This window comes from Streptomyces sp. NPDC051183 (genome assembly GCF_040682455.1).
Lineage (GTDB): Bacteria > Actinomycetota > Actinomycetes > Streptomycetales > Streptomycetaceae > Streptomyces.
The window spans coordinates 1-18,899 of record NZ_JBFBBA010000045.1; the positions used below are offsets into that span (position 1 = coordinate 1).

The window sequence follows — 18,899 nt, forward strand, 5'->3', positions numbered from 1 at the left end:
GATCTGCGCCACCCCCGCCGGCGGGGCTGGATTTTGGCTGATGCCGCCCGCACCATCTCAGCCCCGCCGGCGTTTGAGGCGCGGGTCCGGGCAGAGCCCGGGGAACGGTGGAAGGGCGGGTAGGGGACGGCCCCGCGCAGCGGCAACCCGCGCCCCCGGCCTCGCCCCGCATCCCGACGGACGGAGTCCGGCGCAGCGGGTCGAAGCCCGCGGAGCGGCGCGAGGGACGCGTCGGGGAATGGGCCCGGCGCAGCGGGTCGAAGCCCGCGGAGCGGCGCGAGGGACGCGTCGGGAAATGGGCCCGCGCAGCGGTGCGAGGCACGCGTTCAGAAATGGAGGCCGCGGTCCGCGAGGGCGAGGAAGGCTTCGCCCACCGCCTCCGACAGCGTCGGATGGGCGTGGACGTGCCGGGCCACATCCCCCGGCTCCGCGTCCCAGCCCACGATCAGCTGGCTCTCCGCGATCATCTCCGACACGTGCGGCCCGACCAGGTGCACGCCCAGCACCCGCCCGCCCCGCTCGGCGACCACCTTCACGGTGCCGCCCTGACCGTGCACCATCCCCTTGGCGACGGCCGTCAACGGCATGGAGCGCACGACCACGTCGTACGCCCCCGCCCGCGCCTGCGCCTCGGTCAGCCCGACCGCGGCGGTCTGCGGCGCCGAGTACGTGACCCGCGGCACCGTCGCGTAGTCCACCGGCGGGCTCGCCACCCCGGCCAGGGTCTCCGCGACCAGCAGCCCCTCCGCGAAGGACGCGTGCGCCAGCCCGAGCGACGGCGGCGGCAGCAGGTCGCCGACCACGTGGATCCCCGGGACCGCGGTCTCCAGCCGCGCCCAGTCGGCCGGCGCGACGAACCCCCGTTCGTCGGTGGCCAGTCCGGCCGCCGCCAGGTCCAGCCCGTCGGTGACGGGCACCCGGCCGACGGCCACGAGCAGCCGCTCCGCCGTCAGCTCCCGCAGCTCGCCGCGCGCGGTGCGCACGGTGGCCCTTACCCCTCCGGCCGCGAGCCGCTCCACGCCCTCCAGCCGCGCCCCGGTCCGTACGTCGATCCCGCGCTTCTTCAGGCCGCGCGCCAGGTGCCGGGACACGTCCGCGTCCTCCAGCGGGACCAGCCGGTCCGCCGCCTCGACGAGGGTGACCTCCGCGCCCATCGAGCGGTGGAAGGAGGCGTACTCCACGCCGATCGCCCCGCCGCCGAGCACCAGCACCGAAGCCGGCAGCCCCGCCGCGAAGAGGGCGTCGTCACTGGTCACGACGGTCTGCCCGTCGGGATCCAGGCCGGGCAGGACGCGCGGCCGCGACCCGGTCGCAAGGACGATCCCGCGGGTCGCGGTGAACTCCCGCCCGTCCTCGGTCCGTACCGACCGGGGTCCCGTCAGCCGGGCGCCGCTGCGCACCACGCGTACCCCGGCGTGCTCCAAGTGCCCTTCCACACCCCGGTGGTTGCGCGAGACGATGTCGTCGCGCGTGGCGGTCAGCGCCGACCAGTCCACGGACTCCACGCTCGCCCGCACCCCCCACCGCTCGCGCGCCTCGGCTATGCCGTCCACCAGCTCGGCCGCGTGCAGCATGGCCTTGCTGGGAATGCACCCGCGGTGCAGGCACGTGCCGCCCACCTTGTCGCGTTCGGCCAGGACGACCGTCAGGCCGAGGGCCGCGGCGCGCAGGGCGGTGCTGTAGCCGCCCGTACCGCCGCCGATCACGATCACGTCCACCGAATCCGATTCCGATTCCGATACCGGTACTGATACCGCCGCCGAGTTGGTCATGGATCAAGCATGGACGCGGGCCCCGCCACGGATCCAAGGCAATGATCGTCTCGCTGCCATGCACGTTCTTTATGCTTCCCGACCATGAGCCTGCGTCAGATGGAGTACTTCCTCGCCGTGGTGGAGGAGTCCTCCTTCACCCGGGCCGCCGAAGCCCTCTACGTCACCCAGCCCGCCCTCTCCCACCAGGTCAAGGCGCTGGAGCGGTCCGTCGGCGGCGAGCTGCTGGAGCGGCTGCCGCGCGGGGTGCGGCTCACGCCCATGGGCCGCGCCTTCCTGCCCCACGCCCAGCTCGCGGTCCGCAGCGCCCGTCAGGCCGAGCGCGCCGCGCGGGCCGCCGCCGGGGCGGCCGGCGGGGAACTGCACGTCGCCACCGTCCACGCCGTCGCCGTCGGCCTGCTCCCGGGCATCGCAGCCCGCTGGCGGGCCCTGCACCCGGGCGTGGCGCTGGTGCTGCGCGAATACGGATCCACCGAGGCCCTGGAGGAGCAGCTGGAGCGCGGGGTCGCCGACCTCGCGGTGGGGCCCGAGCCCAAGGAGTGGAGCGGCCCGGTGCTCCCCGTCGGGCGGGAGGAGCTCGTACTGGTAGTGCCGTTCGACGACCCGCTGGCCGGGAGGGGCGCCGTCCGGCTGGCCGAACTCGCCGACCGCGACTGGATCCGCTGCGCGATGGAACCCTCCGTCCAGGGCCGGGCGTTCCTCGACTGGGCGTGCGGCGCGGCCGGCTTCACCCCGCGCACGGTGCTGCGTACGGAGCACACCTCGACGGCGGTACGGATGGCCGCCGCCGGGGTCGGGATCGTCGTGGCCCCGGCCCACATGGTCCGCGGCGCCATCGGCGAGGACTGCGTGCTGCTCTCCCTCGATCCGCCGTGGCACCGCCCCCTGGCCGTGTTCTCCCGGGCCCCCCTGACCGGCGCGGCCGCGGCCTTCGCCGAGCTACTTCCGGTGCACTAGGACCGCGACGGGCCGCTCCCGCAGCAGCTCGGCCAGCGCCACCTCGCCGCTGTACGGGGCCTCCGGCGCGGCCCCCGGCAGCAGCGCGGTCCACCGCCCGGGCGGCAGCGCGAGGGCGGTGTCCCGCCAGCCGCCCGCGACCGCGAGCCGGTGCGACAGCCGCGTCGCCACCGCCACCAGCCCGGCCGAGCGGGCGAAGGCCACGCAGTGCTCCGCGGCCGGGCCCCGCGCCGCGAGCGGAACGTACCCGGCGAAGAGCCCGGGGCGGGTGCGGCGCAGCCGCAGCAGTGCGGCGGTGAGCGCCAGCTTCTCCTGCGCGGGTCCCCGGGGCGCGGCCCCCGCGTCCAGCCGGGCCAGTTCCTCGCGGGGGAAGCGGGCCGGGCGGCGGTTGTCCGGGTCCACCAGCGCCCGGTACTCCGTCTCCGTGCCCTGGTACACCTCCGGGACCCCGGGCATGGCCAGGTGCAGCAGCGCCATGCCGAGCTGGTTCGCGCGCGCGGCCTCGGCGAAGGCGGCCGGCGGGCCCGCGTCGGCCGGGGCGGAGCGCGCGTACTGCCCGACCGCGGCCTCGTACGCCGCGTCCTGCTCGGTCCAGCTCGTGTGCAGGGCCGCCTCCCGGACGCCCTTGAGCAGGGCCTGCTCCAGCCGCTCGGCGCGCTCCGGGACATCGCCGAGCCCGAGTGCCGTCTGCCGTGCCACCCAGGCGAGTTGGGGATCCTCCCCGGCCGGCGCACCCATCAGCTCCGGGTCCTGCGAGAGCACGGCGATCCGGGCCCGCACGTCCGCGCTGCGCTTCGTGTCGTGCGTGGACAGTACGGTCCCGGTCCCGGGCCAGTCCCGGGCGAGAGCGGCGCAGTACGCGTGGAACTCCGCCACCGGCACCGCCGGATCCCCGGGCTCCCCACCCACCTCGGTGGCCGACAGCAGCGGGGCGTACCGGTAGAACGCCCGGTCCTCCAGGGACTTGGCGCGCAGGGCCGCCGAGGTCTGGGCGAAACGCGCCGCGAACTGCTGGTCCCGCAGCACGAGTTCGCATACGCCGGCCACCGCGTCGGTGCCCGCCACCGGGCCGGTGCCCGCCACCGCGTCTTCGCCGGCCACCGCATCCGCGCCGGTCCGCGCGGCCGCGGCGGCCAGCGCGCCGGCCGGCAGCCCCGTCTCCCCGGGGTACGGTCGGTAGACGGGATAGGCGATCAGCAACTCCCTGACGGCGTCGGACAGTTCCGGCCCGGCCCGGCGCTGGAGCGCCGCCAGCTCGGCCGCGAGGTCCCCGGTCAGCACCGCCCGGGCGGACGCCTCGGCCGTCTGCGCCCAGTCCGGCAGGCCGGTGAGCTCCAGGTACCGCTCGGCGAGGCGGCCGGTGCCCGCCGGGTCGGTGAACACCCCGTCCACCCGGTGCAGCGCGTCGTACCCGGTGGTCCCCGCCACCGGCCAGGCGGGCGGCAGCCGCTCCTCGCGGGCCAGGATCTTCTCCACCACCACCCAGCAGTTCCCGCCCGTCGCCGCCCGCAGCCGCCGCAGGTACCCCTCCGGGTCCGCGAGCCCGTCCACGTGGTCGATCCGCAGCCCCTCCACCACCCCGTCGCGGACCAGCTCCAGCACCTTGGCGTGGGTGGCCGCGAACACCTCCGGGTCCTCCACGCGGACCCCGATCAGCTCCGAAATGGTGAAGAAGCGGCGGTAGTTGAGCGAGGTCCTGGCCTCGCGCCACCACGCCGGGCGGTACCACTGGGCGGCCAGCAGCTCCGGAAGCTCCAGGCCGGCCGTGCCCTCCCGCAGCGGGAACTCCAGCTCCCCGTACCGCAGTACGTCACCGTCGGCCTTCAGCTCCTCCTGCACGAGGGGACCCGCGAGCAACGGCAGCAGCACCTGTCCGCCGCCCGCCTCCCAGTCGATGTCGAACCAGCGGGCGAAGGGCGAGCCCGGCCCGTCCCGCAGGACCTCCCACAGGGGCCGGTTCAGCCGCAGCGGCGAGGGCACCGCCATGTGGTTCGGCACGATGTCGAGGACCAGCCCGAGCCCGTGCGCGCGGGCGGTGCCCGCCAGGGCCCGCAGGCCCGGCTCGCCGCCCAGCTCCGCCCGCACCCGCGAGTGGTCGGTGACGTCGTAGCCGTGCGCCGAGCCGGGCACCGCCTCCAGCACGGGGGAGAGGTGCAGGTGCGAGACGCCGAGCGCGGCGAGGTACGGGACGGCTTCCGCGGCCGCCGCGAAGGGGAACTCCGGGCGCAGCTGGAGGCGGTAGGTCGACGCCGGAACGACAGCGGCCGGAACGTCAGATTCCAATTCATGACCTGCGTGCGACTGGCTCATGAGAACGTACGTACCCACCCTGTCGGATTCCGTGCCATTACCCAATGCATCCGAGTGACTGCGCCGGGTTAACGTCGATCAAGTGGTTGGAACCGTCAACACCTATCGAAAAGTCATCGCCCTGACCGGGCCCCTACTCCCGTTCGTCTCCTTCTTCGCCCGACTGCCCGTCGCGATGTCCCAGTTCGGAAGCGTGCTGCTGGTCGCCGAGACCAGCGGCTCGATCGCCACCGCCGCCGTCGTCGGCGGCACCCTCTCCTGCGGCCAGGTCCTCTTCGGGCCCGTCCTGGGCCGGCTCGCCGACCGGCACGGCCAGCGGCGCGTCGTCCTCACCGCCGCCGCGCTCAACTCCGTCGCGACCGCCGCTCTGGTGGCCGGGGCGCTCGGCCAGCTCGACACCGTGCCGCTCGCCGCCATCGGCGCCGTCACCGGAGCCTCCGTACCGCTCGTCGGGCCGCTCGCCCGGACCCGGTCCGTGGCGCTGGCGCACCGCGCGAGGGCCGAGGAGAGCGTGGTGGGCGCCGTCCACTCGCTCGAAGGAACCCTCGACGAGGTCTCCTTCGTCCTCGGCCCGGCCTTCGTCGGGATCGCCTCGATCCTCGCGCACCCCGCCGTCGCCCTCGGCGCCGCCGCCGTCCTCGTCGCCGTCTTCGGCACCGCCTTCGCGCTGCACCCGACCGCCGCCGTCTCGGCCGGGACCCCCGCGCGGCAGGCCGTCGACTCCCCGGTGCGCGTACGGCCGCCGGGCGTCGTGTACTCCGTGCGCGGCTCCCTCGCCCTCCAGGGCGCCATGTTCGGCGCCTGCCAGGCCGGAATAGCCGCCCTCACCATGGAGTTGGGCGTCCGCGAGCAGGCCGCCGTGGTGTACGCCGCCATGGGCGTCGTCAGCGCCGTCGTCGGGCTCGCCCTCGGTGCGCTGCCCGCCCGCTTCGGGCTGCGGCTGCGCTGGCGGGCGGCCACCGGCGCCGCGCTGGTGCTCTCCGTACCGCTGCTCTTCACCGAGAGCCTGTGGCCGCTGTACGCCGTCGTCACCGTCCTCGGCGCCGCCTACGCACCGCACCTGATCACCGCGTTCGCGCTCACCGAGCGGGCCGTGGAGCCCGCCCGGCTCTCCGAGTCGATGGCCTTCGCCGCCAGTTCGCTGGTCGCCGGGCAGGCCCTCGCGCTGCCGCTCTCGGGGCGGCTCGCCGAGTCCTACGGGCCGTCCGCCGCCTTCGCCGTGGCCGTGGGGGCGGCCGCGCTGTGTCTGGGCCTGGCCCTCTTCACACGGGTACCGGCCGCCCGTACGCACGCGCCCAAGGCCTTCGCCCCCGCCCTGCCGAGCGCATCCCCGGCCGTGGGGGACGGCGCCTACGCCGGACGCTGAAGCACCACCAGGCTCCGCCCCGTCAGCGCCACCCGGTCGCCGGCCGCGTACTGCGGCCCGGTGCCGGGTGGCATCACCTGGGCCCGGGCCGTGTCGACGACCATGTGCCACTGCGCCCCGTGCCCCGCCGGGACCGTGAAGTCCTGCGGTTCGGCTCCCGCGTTGAACATCAGCAGGAACGAGTCATCGGTGATCCGCTCCCCACGCGTGCCCGGCTCCGAGATCGCCTCCCCGTTGAGGAACACCGCGAGCGCCCGCGCGTGCTGCGCCTGCCAGTCGCGGGCCCGCATCTCCTCGCCGTGCGGGGTGAACCAGGCGATGTCCGAGAGCTCGTCGTGGGTCCCCTCCACCGGCCGCCCGTGGAAGAACCGGCGCCGCCGGAACACCGGGTGCTCGCGCCGCAGCCACACCATCCGCCGGGTGAACTCCAGCAGGGCGGGCGACGGCTTCCCCGGTTCCGGCCAGGTCACCCAGGACAGCTCGTTGTCCTGGCAGTAGGCGTTGTTGTTGCCGCCCTGGCTGCGGCCGAACTCATCGCCGTGGCTGATCATCGGCACACCCTGCGAAAGCATCAGCGTGGCCGTGAAGTTGCGCATCTGGCGCTCCCGCAGCTCCAGGATCTCCGGGTCCTCCGTCGGCCCCTCCACCCCGCAGTTCCAGGACCGGTTGTGGGTCTCGCCGTCCCGATTGCCCTCCCGGTTGGCCTCGTTGTGCTTCTCGTTGTACGAGACCAGGTCGTTCAGGGTGAAACCGTCGTGGCAAGTGGTGAAGTTGATGGAGGCGAGCGGCCGCCGCCCGTCGTCCTGGTAGAGGTCGGAGGACCCGGTCAGCCGGCCGGCGAACTCGGCGAGGGTCCGCGGCTGCCCGCGCCACAGGTCCCGTACCGTATCCCGGTACTTGCCGTTCCACTCGGTCCACAGCGGCGGGAAGTTGCCCACCTGGTAGCCGCCCTCGCCCAGGTCCCAGGGCTCGGCGATCAGCTTCACCTGGCTCACCACCGGATCCTGCTGGACCAGGTCGAAGAACGAGGACAGCCGGTCCACTTCGTGGAACTGGCGGGCGAGGGTGGCCGCGAGGTCGAAGCGGAAACCGTCCACGTGCATCTCGGTGACCCAGTAGCGCAGCGAGTCCATGATCAGCTGGAGCACGTGCGGCGAGCGCATGAGGAGCGAGTTGCCCGTGCCCGTGGTGTCCGTGTAGTGCCGCGGGTCCTCTGCCAGCCGGTAGTACGAGGCGTTGTCGAGCCCCCGGAAGGACAGCGTCGGACCCAGGTGGTTGCCCTCGGCCGTGTGGTTGTAGACCACGTCCAGGATCACCTCGATCCCCGCCTCGTGCAGCGCCCGGACCGCCGACTTGAACTCCAGCACCTGCTGGCCGCGGTCCCCGGAGGCGTAGCGGTTGTGCGGGGCGAAGAAGCCGATCGTGTTGTAGCCCCAGTAGTTGCTGAGCCCGTCGTCCACGAGACGGTGGTCGTTGACGAACTGGTGGACCGGCATCAGCTCCAGCGCCGTCACCCCGAGCTTGACCAGGTGCCCGATGACCGCCGGGTGCGCGAGCGCCCCGTAGGTGCCGCGCAACTCCTCGGGCAGGTCAGGATGGCGCATCGTGAGGCCCTTCACATGGGCCTCGTAGAGCACGGTGTGGTGGTACTCGTGGCGCGGCGGCCGGTCGTTGGCCCAGTCGAAGTACGGGTTGACCACGACGGAGCTCATGCTGTGCGGGGCCGAGTCCAGGTCGTTGCGCGAGTCGGGACGGCCGAAGTGGTAGCCGTAGACCTGCTCGCCCCAGTCGACGCTGCCGGCGATGGCCCGCGCGTAGGGGTCCAGGAGCAGCTTCGCCGCGTTGCAGCGCTGCCCGCGCTCGGGCTCGTACGGGCCGTGCACCCGGAATCCGTAGCGCTGGCCCGGCATCACGCCCGGCAGATAGGCGTGCCGGACGAAGGCGTCGGTCTCGCGCAGTTCGACAGCGGTCTCCGAGCCGTCGTCGTGCAGCAGGCACAGCTCGATGCGTCGGGCGGCCTCCGAATAGACCGCGAAATTGGTGCCGGCGCCGTCGTAAGTGGCGCCGAGGGGATACGCCTGTCCCGGCCAGACCTGCATAGATAACGACTCTTCCCTTCGGTGCATCGGGCGTGCTCGGCTTTCGGGCCGATGATTCGGGCCGATCCGGGTGGACCACGTCACTGGCAGATCTTCCCCGAAAGAGGGGCCCGGCGCGGGGACTTGAGATGGTCCTACCGGGTGACCCGGAGAGCTGATATGCGGGTCAGTGGACAATGCGCGCATCGGATAATGGGTCAACGGACAGCCGGTGTACGGGCCATCGGGCTGCATCGGACGGCGCGCGCGGAGTACCCTTCCGTGATCACTGGAGACGGGCGTCCAGACGCAGAAGGCGGTGCACGGGTGACCTCGGGAGGTCTGGAGCTGCCCCCTGGTGACAGCAGTCACGAGGGCGGCCCGGCGGACGCCGTGGGCGGGGCCCCCGGCGGGGTGCCGGCCGGGGCGGTGTCGCTGGCCCCGCCGGCGGCCGGGAGCGTGCGGGCCGGGGCGGAGCTGGACTGGGGCGCCGACGCGTGGAGCGAGGTCCGTACGCGGGCCCAGCGCGCGGGTCGTGCGTACATCTGGCTGAATCTCATCGAGCAGCGGCTGCGGTCGGTGGTCGGCGCGGTGCTGCGGCCCATCTACCAGCCGGTGCACGGCGAGGACGACTGGGTGGTCGCGGCCGCCGGACCCGCCGGACAGGAGTGGGTGCAGCGGGCCGTCGCCGTGCGCGAGGTCAGCCGGCGCAAGGGCTACCTGCTGGACCCGGCCGACGACAACGTGCTGAGCTTCCTGACGCTGCCGCAGCTGCGCGAGCTCATGGTCCAGCACTGGCCGTGCTTCGAGCCGTACTTCGACGACCGGCGCGAGATCGAGCTGGCCCTCGACGAGCTGGAGGTCACGCGCAACGTCGTCTCCCGCAACCGGGCCCTGTCGCGCGCCGTGCTGGAACAGGCGGAGCGCGCCTCGGCGCGGCTGCTGGAGGTACTGGGCGGCGGCGGGGGCTCCCCGGCGGCGGACCGACTGCCGATCGACGCCGTCGAGGACCTGGTGGGCGACCGGTACGCGGACGTCATCTCCGTCCACCCGGACCGGGTACGGCTCCAGCGGCAGCTGCCGGCGGAGGACCTGTTCGGGGGCGCGCGCCGGCTCGACGCGATCGGCATAGGGCTGAACCTGCTCGTGCAGAACTTCTCCGGCCGAAGACTCGTGCGGCTCACGGAGGCCGGCTGCCGGGTGCGGCTGCTGTTCCTGAACCCGGCGAGCAGCGCGGTCAAGCGGCGCGAGCGGGAGCTCGGCCTGCGCAAGGGCGAGCTGAGCCGCTCGGTGGAGATGAACATCCTGCACGTGCGCCGGGTGCGGGCCGGGCTGCGGGACCCGTCGCGCTTCGACATCCACGTCTTCGACGAGACCCCCCGCTTCACGGCCTACCTGGTGGAGGGGGAGTCCTCCGGCATCGCGGTGGTCCAGTCGTACCTGCGCCGGGCGCGCGGCATGGAATCCCCCGTCCTGGTCCTGCGCGGCGGTGGGCGCGGGGTGCCGAAGGACGCGGACCACGGGCTCTTCACGACCTACCGGGAGGAGTTCGAGTCGGTGTGGGAGGACTCCCGACCGGTGTCCTGAGGGGCCCGCTGCCGGACTGTCAGTGCCCCGTGGCAGGCTGAAAGCCGTAGACCGAAGGCACGTGGACGCGGATGTGGACGTACGGGGGAGGGGCGAGGCATGGGGGACTGGCACGGCGGTGTGCTGATCGGGTTCGACCTTGAGACGACCGGCACGGAGCCGGGGGAGTCGCGGATCGTGACGGCCGCGTTGGTCGAGGTGCGGGGCGGCGAGGTGCGCGAGCGGCGCGGCTGGCTCGCGGATCCGGGGATACCGATCCCGGAGCAGGCGTCGGTGATCCACGGGATCAGCACCGAGCGGGCGGTGGCCGAGGGGCGGCCGGCCCGGGAGGTGGCGGAGGAGGTCGCGGCGGCGCTCGTGGAGCACTGGCGCGGCGGCGCGGTCGTCGTCGCGTACAACGCGGCCTTCGACCTGACCCTGCTGGCTGCGGAGCTCGCCCGGTACGGGCTGCCCTCGCTGGCCGAGCGGCTGGACGGCGCCGAGACCGGGCCGGTGGTGGACCCGTTGACCATAGACCGGGCCGTGGACCGCTACCGGCGGGGCAAGCGGACCCTGGAGGCGGTGTGCGGGGTGTACGGGGTCGTCCTCGACTCCGCGCACGACGCGGGTGCGGACGCCCTGGCCGCGGTCGGGGTCGCCCGGGCGATAGCCGCCCGGCACCCGGAGGTGGCCGGGCTCACCCCGGCGGACCTGCACCGCCGGCAGGGCACCTGGCACGCCCGCTGGGCCCGGGACTTCCAGGCCTACCTGCGGGGACAGGGCACCCCGGACGCGGTGATCGACACGGCGTGGCCGCTGCGCGGGCTCATACCAGCCTGAGGCTCCGCCCTCCCGGATTCAGAAGGGGTGCCAGCGCAGTTCCCGGTCCCCCTCGCGCAGGGACGCCACCCGGCGGCGGAATTCGGCCAGGGCCTTCGGGTTGGCGGGGGCGTGCTGGGAGACCCAGGCGCAGCTCGCCGTCTCGCGGGCGCCGCGCAGGACCGCGCAGCCCTCCCAGTCGCGCACGTCCCAGCCGTACGCCTCGGCGAAGGCCGCGTACTCCTCGGCCGGGAGGCCGTACCGGTCGCGGGCGAGTGCCATCACCACCAGGTCGTGCTCCCGCAGGTCGCCGGAGACCGTCTCCAGGTCGACCAGGACCGGGCCGTCCGGACCCACGTGGACGTTGCGGGGGAGCGCGTCGCCGTGGACCGGCCCCGGGGGCAGGTGCGGGGTGAGGGCGGCGACCTCGGCGGCGTACCCGTCGCGCCGGGCGCGCAGGTACGCGGCGTCCGCCGGGTCGATGGCCCCGCCGGCCAGTCGGAGCCAGCGCTCGACCCCGCCCAGCAGGTCGCGCGGGGGCAGGGCGAAGGGCGGTGCGGGCAGGGCGTGGAGCTGCCGCAGCAGTACCGCGAGGTCCTCCGGGCCGGCCGGGCGGACCGCTCGGGGGAGCCGGTGCCACAGGGTCACCGGGTGCCCGTCCACCAGGCGCGGCGCGGGCTCGGCCGCGCGGACCGCCCGTACCCCGGACTCGGCGAGCCAGCCCGCCACGGCGAGCTCCCGCTCGGCGCGGGGCAGCAGGGACGACTCCCGGCCGACCTTCGCCACCAGCTCGCCGAAGCCGAAGACGGCGTTCTCGCCGAAGGCGATCAGCTCGGGTGCCCGGGGATCGCCGGTCAGGCCCGCCGCCGTCAGTACGTCCCTGGCCTGTGCCTCGTCCATACCGTCCGCCCCGCCCTTCGCCCGATCGTCGTGAATCCGCCAAGTCTCGCATCCCGGTGCCGTGCCGCCGGAACTGGAGGAGGCGGCGGCGATGGACGGGGCCGGGCGGCTGCGCACGCTGGTCTCGGTCGTGGCGCCCCTGCTGGCGCCCGGGATCGTGGCCACCGCGCTCTTCTCGTTCATCACCGCGTGGAACGAGTTCTTCTTCGCCCTCGTCCTGCTCAAGACCCCCGACCGGCAGACCCTGCCGGTGGTCCTGACCCACTTCCTGGGCGCGGAGGGAGCCGCCGACCTCGGCCCGCTCGCCGCGGCCGCGTTCCTCGCGACCCTGCCGTCGCTGGTGATCTTCTCGGTCATCCAGAAGCGGATCGCCGGCGGGATGCTGGCCGGGGCGGTGAAGAGCTGATGGCCCGCTTCCGCAAGGCCCTCGCCGCCTCGGTCGCCGGGCTGCTCCTGCTCGTGGCCGGCTGCTCCGGCGGCGGGTCGGCCCGTACCGGGGGCGACGGGAAGATCAGGATCCGGTTCCAGTCGCTGGCCTGGCAGAAGGAGTCCGTCGAAGCCAACAAGGCCCTGGTCGCCGAATGGAACGCCGCCCACCCCGACATCCAGGTCCAGTACGTGCAGGGCAGCTGGAGCAGCGTCCACGACCAACTGCTGACCTCCTTCGAGGGCGGCGAGGCCCCCGACGTCATCCACGACGCCTCCGACGACCTGGCCGACTTCGCGTACGGCGGCTACCTCGCCGACCTGCGGCCGCTGCTCTCCGACCGGCTCAAGTCCGACATCCCGGCCGGAAGCTGGGAGTCCACCACCGTGGCGGGCGGGGTGTACGGGGTGCCCTTCCTCCAGGAGCCGCGGGTCCTGATGGCCAACACCGCGCTGCTGCGCGACTCCGGCGTCCGCATCCCGACCCCCGAAGCCCCCTGGAGCTGGGCGGAGTTCCGCGAGGCTGCGAAACGGCTCACGGCCGAAGGGCGGTACGGGGTGGCCTGGCCGCTCAAGGACCCCGTATCCGCCACCCTCAACCTCGGCCTGTCCGCGGGCGGCCGGCTCTTCGTGCGCGGGCCCGACGGGAAGGTCGACATCCGCTGGGCCGAGGGCGACGCCGTGGTCCCGGAGACGATCCGGGCCCAGGTCGACACCGACCACAGCGCCTCGCGCGCCACCCTCGGGATGGGCGGCTCCGACACGCTGCCCGGCTTCTTCGGCGGCAAGTACGCGATGGTGCCGCTCGGCTTCTCCTACCGCCAGCAGATCGTCCGGCAGGCCCCGCCCGGTTTCGCCTGGCAGGTGGTGCCGCCGCCCGCCGGTGTGGACGGGACGGCCCAGGGAGTGAGCCCGCAGACCCTCTCGATCGCGCAGGACAGCCCGTACAAGAAGGAGGCCGCCGCCTTCATCGACTTCCTGCTGCGCCCCGCGAACATGGTCCGCCTCGCGCGCGGCGACTGGATGCTGCCCACCGGTACGCAGGCCCTCGCCGACCCCGCCCTGCGCACCCCGGAGCTGGGCTGGGCGACCGGCGCGGCCCTGGCCGGCCGGCTGCGCCCGGCGCCCGCCCAGTCGGTGCGCGGCTACCCGGAATGGAAGGACAAGGTGGCGACCCCGGCGCTCCAGGAGTTCTACAGCGGCGCCATCGATCTCGGAGAACTGGAGAAACGCCTGGTCAAGGACGGCAATCGAGTGCTGGCCCGGTACCAGCGGTAGGGAGCTCCCGGCCGTCGCCGGGAAAGATGTTGCACGAGACGTCTCGTCTCGCTAAGATCGTGGCATGACCACAGCCCCTGCCAAGCCCGCGCACATCGCCATGTTCTCCATCGCCGCCCACGGGCACGTGAACCCGAGCATCGAAGTGATCCGGGAACTCGTCGCCCGCGGCCACCGGGTCAGCTACGCCATCCCCGCCGCCTTCGCCGAGAAGATCGCGGAGACCGGGGCCGAGCCGGTGATCTGGAACTCCACCCTCCCCACGGACGACGAGCCCGAGGCCTGGGGCACCGAGCTCATCGACCACCTCGAACCGTTCCTGAAGGACGCCCGCCAGGCGCTCCCGCAGCTCGCGGCCGCCTTCCAGGGCGACAAACCCGACCTCGTCATCCACGACATCACCTCCTACCCGGCTCCCGTGCTCGCCCACCGCTGGGGGGTCCCCGCCGTCTCCCTGTCCCCGAACCTGGTGGCCTGGGAGGGGTACGAGGAGGAGGTGGCCGGCCCGATGTTCGCCGAGCTGAAGGCGTCCGAGCGCGGGCAGGCGTACTACGCCGACTTCGCCGCCTGGCTCACCGCGAACGGCCTCGGCGACCAGGTCGACCGCTTCCAGTCCCGCCCGCGCCGCAGCATCGTCCTGATCCCCGAGGCGCTCCAGCCGAACGCCGATCGGGTCGACCGGTCCGTGTACACCTTCGTCGGGTCCTGCCAGGGCGACCGCAGCGCGACGCAGGGCACCTGGCAGCGCCCGGCGGCCGCCGAGGGCAGGAAGCTGCTGCTCGTCTCGCTCGGCTCCGCCTTCACCAAGCAGCCCGCCTTCTACCGGGCCTGCATGGACGCCTTCGCGGACCTCTCCGACTGGTACGTCGTCCTGCAGATCGGCAAGTTCACGGACGAGGCCGAGCTGGGCGCGGTCCCCGCCAACGTCGAGGTCCACCGCTGGGTTCCCCAGCTGGACATCCTCGGCCAGGCGGACGCCTTCATCACGCACGCGGGCGCCGGCGGCAGCCAGGAGGGGCTCGCCACCGGCACCCCGATGGTCGCCGTCCCGCAGGCCGTCGACCAGTTCGGCAACGCGGAGATGCTGGTCTCGCTGGGCGTGGCCCGGCAGGTCCCCATGGAGGAGGCCGACGCCGCGACTCTGCGGGCGGCGGTCCTTGAGCTCGTCGCCGACCCCGAGGCCGCGGCCCGCTCCGAAGCCGTCCGCGCGCAGATGGCCACCGAGGGCGGCACGCGCCAGGCCGCCGACCTCATCGAGGCCGAACTGCCGTAGCCGTGGCCTCGCCTAGGGTGCGGCCATGACGAAGAAGGCTGCGGCCAACACCGCGACGAAGAAATACGCAGCACTGCTGCGCGGGATCAACGTCGGCGGGCACAAGAAGGTCCCCATGGCGGAGCTGCGCTCCGTCCTGGCGGGACTCGGCCACGGCGACGTGCAGACGTACCTGCAGAGCGGCAACGCCGTCTTCAGCAGTGCGAATACCGACCCGACGGCGCTGGCCCGGGAGCTGGAAGCGGCCATCGAGGCGCACTTCGGCTTCCCGGTGCCGTGCCTGGTGGTGGACGGGGACCACCTGCGCGCCGTCGCCGACGCCTGCCCCTTTCCCGCCGCCGAGCTGGAGGGCAGGCAACTGCACGCCACGTTCTTCTCCGAGCCCCCCGGCGAGGACCGCTTCGCCGCCCTCGCCGCGGCGGACTTCCTCCCGGAGGAGTTCCGCCTCGGCGACCGTGTCCTCTACCTCTACGCCCCCGACGGCCTCGGCCGTTCCAAGCTGGGCGAGGCGCTGGCCAAACCGGCCTTGGTGAAGGGCCTCGACGTGACGACCCGCAACTGGAACACGGTCGTCAAGCTCGTCGAGCTGACGGGGGCCTGAGCGCCGCGCGCGGCCCCTCGCCCGGCCCGCGCCCCTGAGGCCCGCATTCCGGTCATCTTTCCGCCCCGCGGCCGGCCGGCGGCAGGCGTCCGGACCGCGGGCGGGCTGTTGAGAGGGCGGCGGGCCGGTAGCCGGCCTTGCGGGAACAGGCCAGGAAATGCGGCCGGGGGCCGTTGGCCGTATCGCGTCCTTACCGGTCCCACTCCGTTCGTGGTGGCATGTGCATGTTCAATTCGATGCCCGTCCGCACGAATGGAGAAAACGCGATGCTCCGCAGACTGACCGTCGGCGCGATGGTGGCGGCATTATCGGCGTTGGCCGCCGCGCCCGCCCAGGCCGATGCCGCGTATGTGCCGCCCGGGAGAATTACGGTCGACGTGGTCGGAATCAACGGCTCGGGGTGTCCGCAGGGGACCGCGAACGTGGTCGCGGCCTCCGACAACACCGCATTCACCGTCACGTACAGCAACTACCTGGCGCAGGCGGGTGCCGGCGCGGGCGGGGCCGAGTTCCGCAAGAACTGTCAGCTCGCGCTCCGGATCAACGTGCCCCAGGGGTACACCTACGCCATCGCCCGCGCCGACTACCGCGGCTTCGCGCACCTCCAGCGCGGGGCCTTCGGCCAGGAACGCGCGAACTACTACTTCCAGGGCTCCGCCCAGACGGCCCGCACGACCCACCAGTTCAACGGCCCGTACACGGACAACTGGCAGGCGACCGACCGGACGGAGTACGAGGACCTGGCCTGGGCGCCGTGCGGAGAGCAGCGCAACCTCAACGTCAACACCGAACTGCGCGTCTACGCGGGGACGTCGAACCCGCAGGCCCTGAGCCTCATGAGCATGGACTCCACGGACGGCAGCGTCAACACGGTCTACCACTTCGCATGGAGGGAATGCACCGCCGTCTGACACCGAGCGAGCGCAGGAACCCGACTCACGGTCAGGAGTGACAACGATGTCCCCTTCCCTGCCCCGTACCCTGCTCACCGCCGCGGCCGCCGCCGCCCTGATCGCCACGGCGACGCCGGCCGGAGCCGCCGGCCCCGGCCCGCAGATCACCGTGCCGCCGGACAAGATCGTGATCGAGCTCGCCACGGTGAACGGATCCGGCTGCCGCGAGGGCACCGCCCAGGTGGCCGTCGCCCCGGACAACACCGCCTTCACGGTCACCTACAGTGAATACCTCGCGCAGGTCGGCCCCGGCGCCCCGCCCACCGCGTTCCGAAAGAACTGCCAGCTCAATCTCCGCGTTCACGTACCCTCGGGCTTCACCTACGCCATCGTCCAGGCGGACTACCGCGGATTTGCGTTCCTCCAGCGGGGAGCGTGGGGCCAGGAACGGGCGAACTACTATTTCCAGGGAATGCCCCAGACCGCCCACCGGACCCACCAGTTCAACGGTCCGCTCAATGACAGCTGGCAATCGTCCGACAAGACGGAGTTCGCCGATCTCGTCTGGGCGCCCTGCGGAGAAAAGCGCAACTTCAACATCAATACAGAACTGCGCGTGAATGCGGGCACGTCCAACCCGGCGACCACCAGCTTCATGGCCATGGACTCCACCGACGCCAGCGTCAGCACCCTCTACCACATCGCCTGGCAGGTGTGCCCGACCCCTAGGTAGTGCCCAGCGCGTCCAGCAGGGCCAGCTCGCGCGGCGTGAGGCGGACCGTGGCCGCGTCCAGGTTCTCCGCCAGATGGGCGGGGGAGCCGGTGCCCGGGGTGGGGCACAGGGCCGGGGAGCGGTGGAGCAGCCAGGCCAGGGCGATCCGGCCCGGACCGACCCCGTGTTCCGCGGCCACGGCCGTCACGGCCGCCGCGCCTTCCCGGGTCAGGGCGCCGCTGCCCAGCGGGTAGTACGGGAGGAAGGCGATCCCGCGGGCCTCGCACAGCGCGAGCACCTCGTCCGACGAGCGGTCCAGCAGGTTGTACGGGTTCTGCACCGAGGCCACGGGTACGAGTTCCAGCGCCGCCCTCAGCACGTCCGCGGTGACCGTGTCGAGGCCGATGTGCCGGATCTTGCCCTCCGCCCGCAACTCGGCCAGCGCCCCCAGCTGTTCGGCCATCGGGACGGACCCGTCGAAGCGGTGCAGCTGGTACAGGTCGATCCGGTCCACCCGCAGCCGGCGCAGGCTCGCCTCGCACATGGCGCGCAACTGCTCCGGCCGGCCCGCGACGTGCCACTGGTCGGGGCCGGTGCGCACCACCCCGCCCTTGGTGGCGACCACGAGCCGGTCCCCGTACGGGTGCAGGTACTCGGCGATGAGCTCCTCGGCCAGGCCGGGGCCGTAGTTGTCGGCGGTGTCGATCAGGGTCACGCCCCGCTCGACCGCCGTGCGCAACACGGCCCCGGCCTCGGCGCGGCTGCCGCGAGGGCCCCAGTAGCCGGCGCCGACCAGGCCGCCCGTGCCGAGCCCGAGCCGCCGTACGGGCAGGTCGCCGCCGAGGACGTACATCTCGTTGAGATCAGCCATGGCCCGAAGATAACCCGGGACCGCGGATGTGCCAGGCTCCGGGGTATGCGTTACATCATCATCGGCGCCGGGGCGATCGGCGCGAGCATCGGCGGACGGCTCACGGAGACGGGCGCCGAGGTCGTCCTCGTCGCGCGCGGCGCCCACGCGCAGGCCCTGCGCTCCGACGGGCTGCGGCTCACGACCGCGCACGGGACGTCCGTACACCGGCTGCCCGTGGTGGCCGACCCGGCGGAGCTGGGCGAACTGCGGTCCGACGACGTGCTGTTGCTCGCGGTGAAGACCCAGGACGCCGTCGCCGCGCTCGACGCATGGGGCGACGCCGAGGTCGCGGGCGGCGGCACGGCCGCGCAGCGGCTGCCCGTGCTGTGCGTGCAGAACGGCGTGGAGAGCGAACGGCTCGCCCTGCGGCGCTTCGCTCGCGTGTACGGGCTCTGCGTCTGGCTGCCGGCGGACTTCCTGGAACCGGGGGTGGTCTCCGCGAGGTGCGCCCCCCTGACGGGCATCCTGCACATCGGACTGGCCGCCGGCGGCGCCGACGCACGGGCCCGGGCCATCGCGGCCGACCTGGAGAAGGCCGGGTTCGAGGCGCCGGTGGTCGAGGACGTCATGCGGTGGAAGCACGCGAAGCTGCTCGGCAACCTGAGCAACGCGATCCAGGCGACCACGGGCCTGGAGCCCGACCCTGCGAAGGCGGCGCTGCTGCTGCGGGCGATCCGGGAGGGCAAGGCCGCGTTCGAGGCCGCCGGGATCGACTACGTCTCCGAGGCCGAGCAGGCGGCGGCCCGCGGCGGCAAGGTCGAGCCGCCGCCGGGCATCCGGGGCGGCTCCTCGTGGCAGTCCCTGTACCGGGGCACGGGCTCGATCGAGGCGGACTACCTGAACGGGGAGATCTGCCTGCTGGGCCGCCTGCACGGGGTGGCGACCCCGGTGAACGACGTCCTGCGCCAGGCGGCGAACATCTTCGCCCGCGAGTCCCTGCCGCCGGGCGCGATGTCCATCGCCGACCTGACGGCCCTGGCCGACGAGGCCGAGGCCAGGGCGTAAGGGGTCGGAGCCCGGCACCGTCCGCCCCGG

Annotated in this window: 15 protein-coding genes and 1 pseudogene; 11 read left to right on the forward strand and 5 right to left on the reverse strand. The window is 73.4% G+C overall.

Annotated elements, in window-relative coordinates; genetic code table 11:
- Positions 1-326: 326 nt before the first annotated feature.
- Entirely contained in the window at positions 327-1,772 is a 1,446-nt protein-coding gene (gene lpdA / locus AB0M99_RS30875; protein WP_365926255.1) for a dihydrolipoyl dehydrogenase, read from the reverse strand.
- 84 nt (positions 1,773-1,856) lie between these two features.
- Between lpdA and AB0M99_RS30880 the strand changes: the two genes are divergently transcribed.
- On the forward strand, positions 1,857-2,729 hold the full coding sequence (locus AB0M99_RS30880) for a LysR family transcriptional regulator (RefSeq protein ID WP_365926257.1): 873 nt from the start codon (positions 1,857-1,859) through the stop codon (positions 2,727-2,729).
- Here the strand turns inward: AB0M99_RS30880 and treY are convergent.
- Positions 2,712-5,012 carry a malto-oligosyltrehalose synthase gene (gene treY, locus AB0M99_RS30885; RefSeq protein ID WP_365926259.1) on the reverse strand — a complete coding sequence of 767 codons (2,301 nt, stop codon included), beginning with the start codon at positions 5,010-5,012 and terminating at the stop codon, positions 2,712-2,714. The two genes, AB0M99_RS30880 and treY, sit on opposite strands and share 18 nt — an antisense overlap.
- A 109-nt stretch (positions 5,013-5,121) precedes the next feature.
- Between treY and AB0M99_RS30890 the strand changes: the two genes are divergently transcribed.
- Entirely contained in the window at positions 5,122-6,405 is a 1,284-nt protein-coding gene (locus tag AB0M99_RS30890; RefSeq protein WP_365926261.1) for an MFS transporter, read from the forward strand.
- On the opposite strand, the gene glgX is transcribed toward AB0M99_RS30890, so the two are convergent.
- Complete coding sequence (gene glgX / locus AB0M99_RS30895; protein WP_365926262.1) at positions 6,390-8,504, reverse strand: glycogen debranching protein GlgX; 2,115 nt, start codon at positions 8,502-8,504, stop codon at positions 6,390-6,392. The genes AB0M99_RS30890 and glgX overlap by 16 nt on opposite strands.
- Positions 8,505-8,810: 306 nt before the next feature.
- On the opposite strand from glgX, the gene AB0M99_RS30900 reads away from it, so the two are divergent.
- Both AB0M99_RS30900 and AB0M99_RS30905 read left to right on the forward strand, forming a co-directional pair.
- Complete coding sequence (locus AB0M99_RS30900; RefSeq protein ID WP_365926264.1) at positions 8,811-10,070, forward strand: SAV2148 family HEPN domain-containing protein; 1,260 nt, start codon at positions 8,811-8,813, stop codon at positions 10,068-10,070.
- 99 nt (positions 10,071-10,169) lie between these two features.
- Positions 10,170-10,889 carry a 3'-5' exonuclease gene (locus AB0M99_RS30905; protein WP_365926266.1) on the forward strand — a complete coding sequence of 240 codons (720 nt, stop codon included), beginning with the start codon at positions 10,170-10,172 and terminating at the stop codon, positions 10,887-10,889.
- Between the two features lie 18 nt (positions 10,890-10,907).
- On the opposite strand, the gene AB0M99_RS30910 is transcribed toward AB0M99_RS30905, so the two are convergent.
- Entirely contained in the window at positions 10,908-11,768 is an 861-nt protein-coding gene (locus AB0M99_RS30910; RefSeq protein WP_365926268.1) for an aminoglycoside phosphotransferase family protein, read from the reverse strand.
- On the opposite strand from AB0M99_RS30910, the pseudogene AB0M99_RS30915 reads away from it, so the two are divergent.
- The 6 genes and pseudogenes from AB0M99_RS30915 to AB0M99_RS30940 all read left to right on the forward strand — a co-directional run.
- Positions 11,745-12,174 (forward strand): annotated as a pseudogene (locus tag AB0M99_RS30915) (ABC transporter permease subunit); the annotation flags it as partial. The gene AB0M99_RS30910 and the pseudogene AB0M99_RS30915 overlap by 24 nt on opposite strands.
- A complete protein-coding gene (locus AB0M99_RS30920; protein ID WP_365926348.1) occupies positions 12,171-13,472 on the forward strand; it encodes a sugar ABC transporter substrate-binding protein in 1,302 nt (433 codons plus the stop codon). The pseudogene AB0M99_RS30915 and the gene AB0M99_RS30920, both read left to right, overlap by 4 nt.
- Positions 13,473-13,536: 64 nt before the next feature.
- On the forward strand, positions 13,537-14,745 hold the full coding sequence (mgt, locus tag AB0M99_RS30925) for a macrolide-inactivating glycosyltransferase (RefSeq protein ID WP_365926270.1): 1,209 nt from the start codon (positions 13,537-13,539) through the stop codon (positions 14,743-14,745).
- A gap of 25 nt (positions 14,746-14,770) precedes the next feature.
- Positions 14,771-15,346 (forward strand): DUF1697 domain-containing protein, encoded by a 576-nt coding sequence (locus AB0M99_RS30930; protein WP_365926272.1) that lies wholly within the window; start codon positions 14,771-14,773, stop codon positions 15,344-15,346.
- 266 nt (positions 15,347-15,612) lie between these two features.
- Positions 15,613-16,257, forward strand: coding sequence for a DUF4360 domain-containing protein (locus AB0M99_RS30935; RefSeq protein ID WP_365926274.1), 645 nt, complete (start codon positions 15,613-15,615; stop codon positions 16,255-16,257).
- A 46-nt stretch (positions 16,258-16,303) separates the two neighbouring features.
- Entirely contained in the window at positions 16,304-16,972 is a 669-nt protein-coding gene (locus AB0M99_RS30940; protein ID WP_365926276.1) for a DUF4360 domain-containing protein, read from the forward strand.
- On the opposite strand, the gene AB0M99_RS30945 is transcribed toward AB0M99_RS30940, so the two are convergent.
- Entirely contained in the window at positions 16,965-17,822 is an 858-nt protein-coding gene (locus AB0M99_RS30945; RefSeq protein WP_365926277.1) for an aldo/keto reductase, read from the reverse strand. The genes AB0M99_RS30940 and AB0M99_RS30945 overlap by 8 nt on opposite strands.
- Positions 17,823-17,867: 45 nt before the next feature.
- On the opposite strand from AB0M99_RS30945, the gene AB0M99_RS30950 reads away from it, so the two are divergent.
- On the forward strand, positions 17,868-18,869 hold the full coding sequence (locus AB0M99_RS30950) for a 2-dehydropantoate 2-reductase N-terminal domain-containing protein (protein WP_365926279.1): 1,002 nt from the start codon (positions 17,868-17,870) through the stop codon (positions 18,867-18,869).
- Positions 18,870-18,899: the final 30 nt, after the last annotated feature.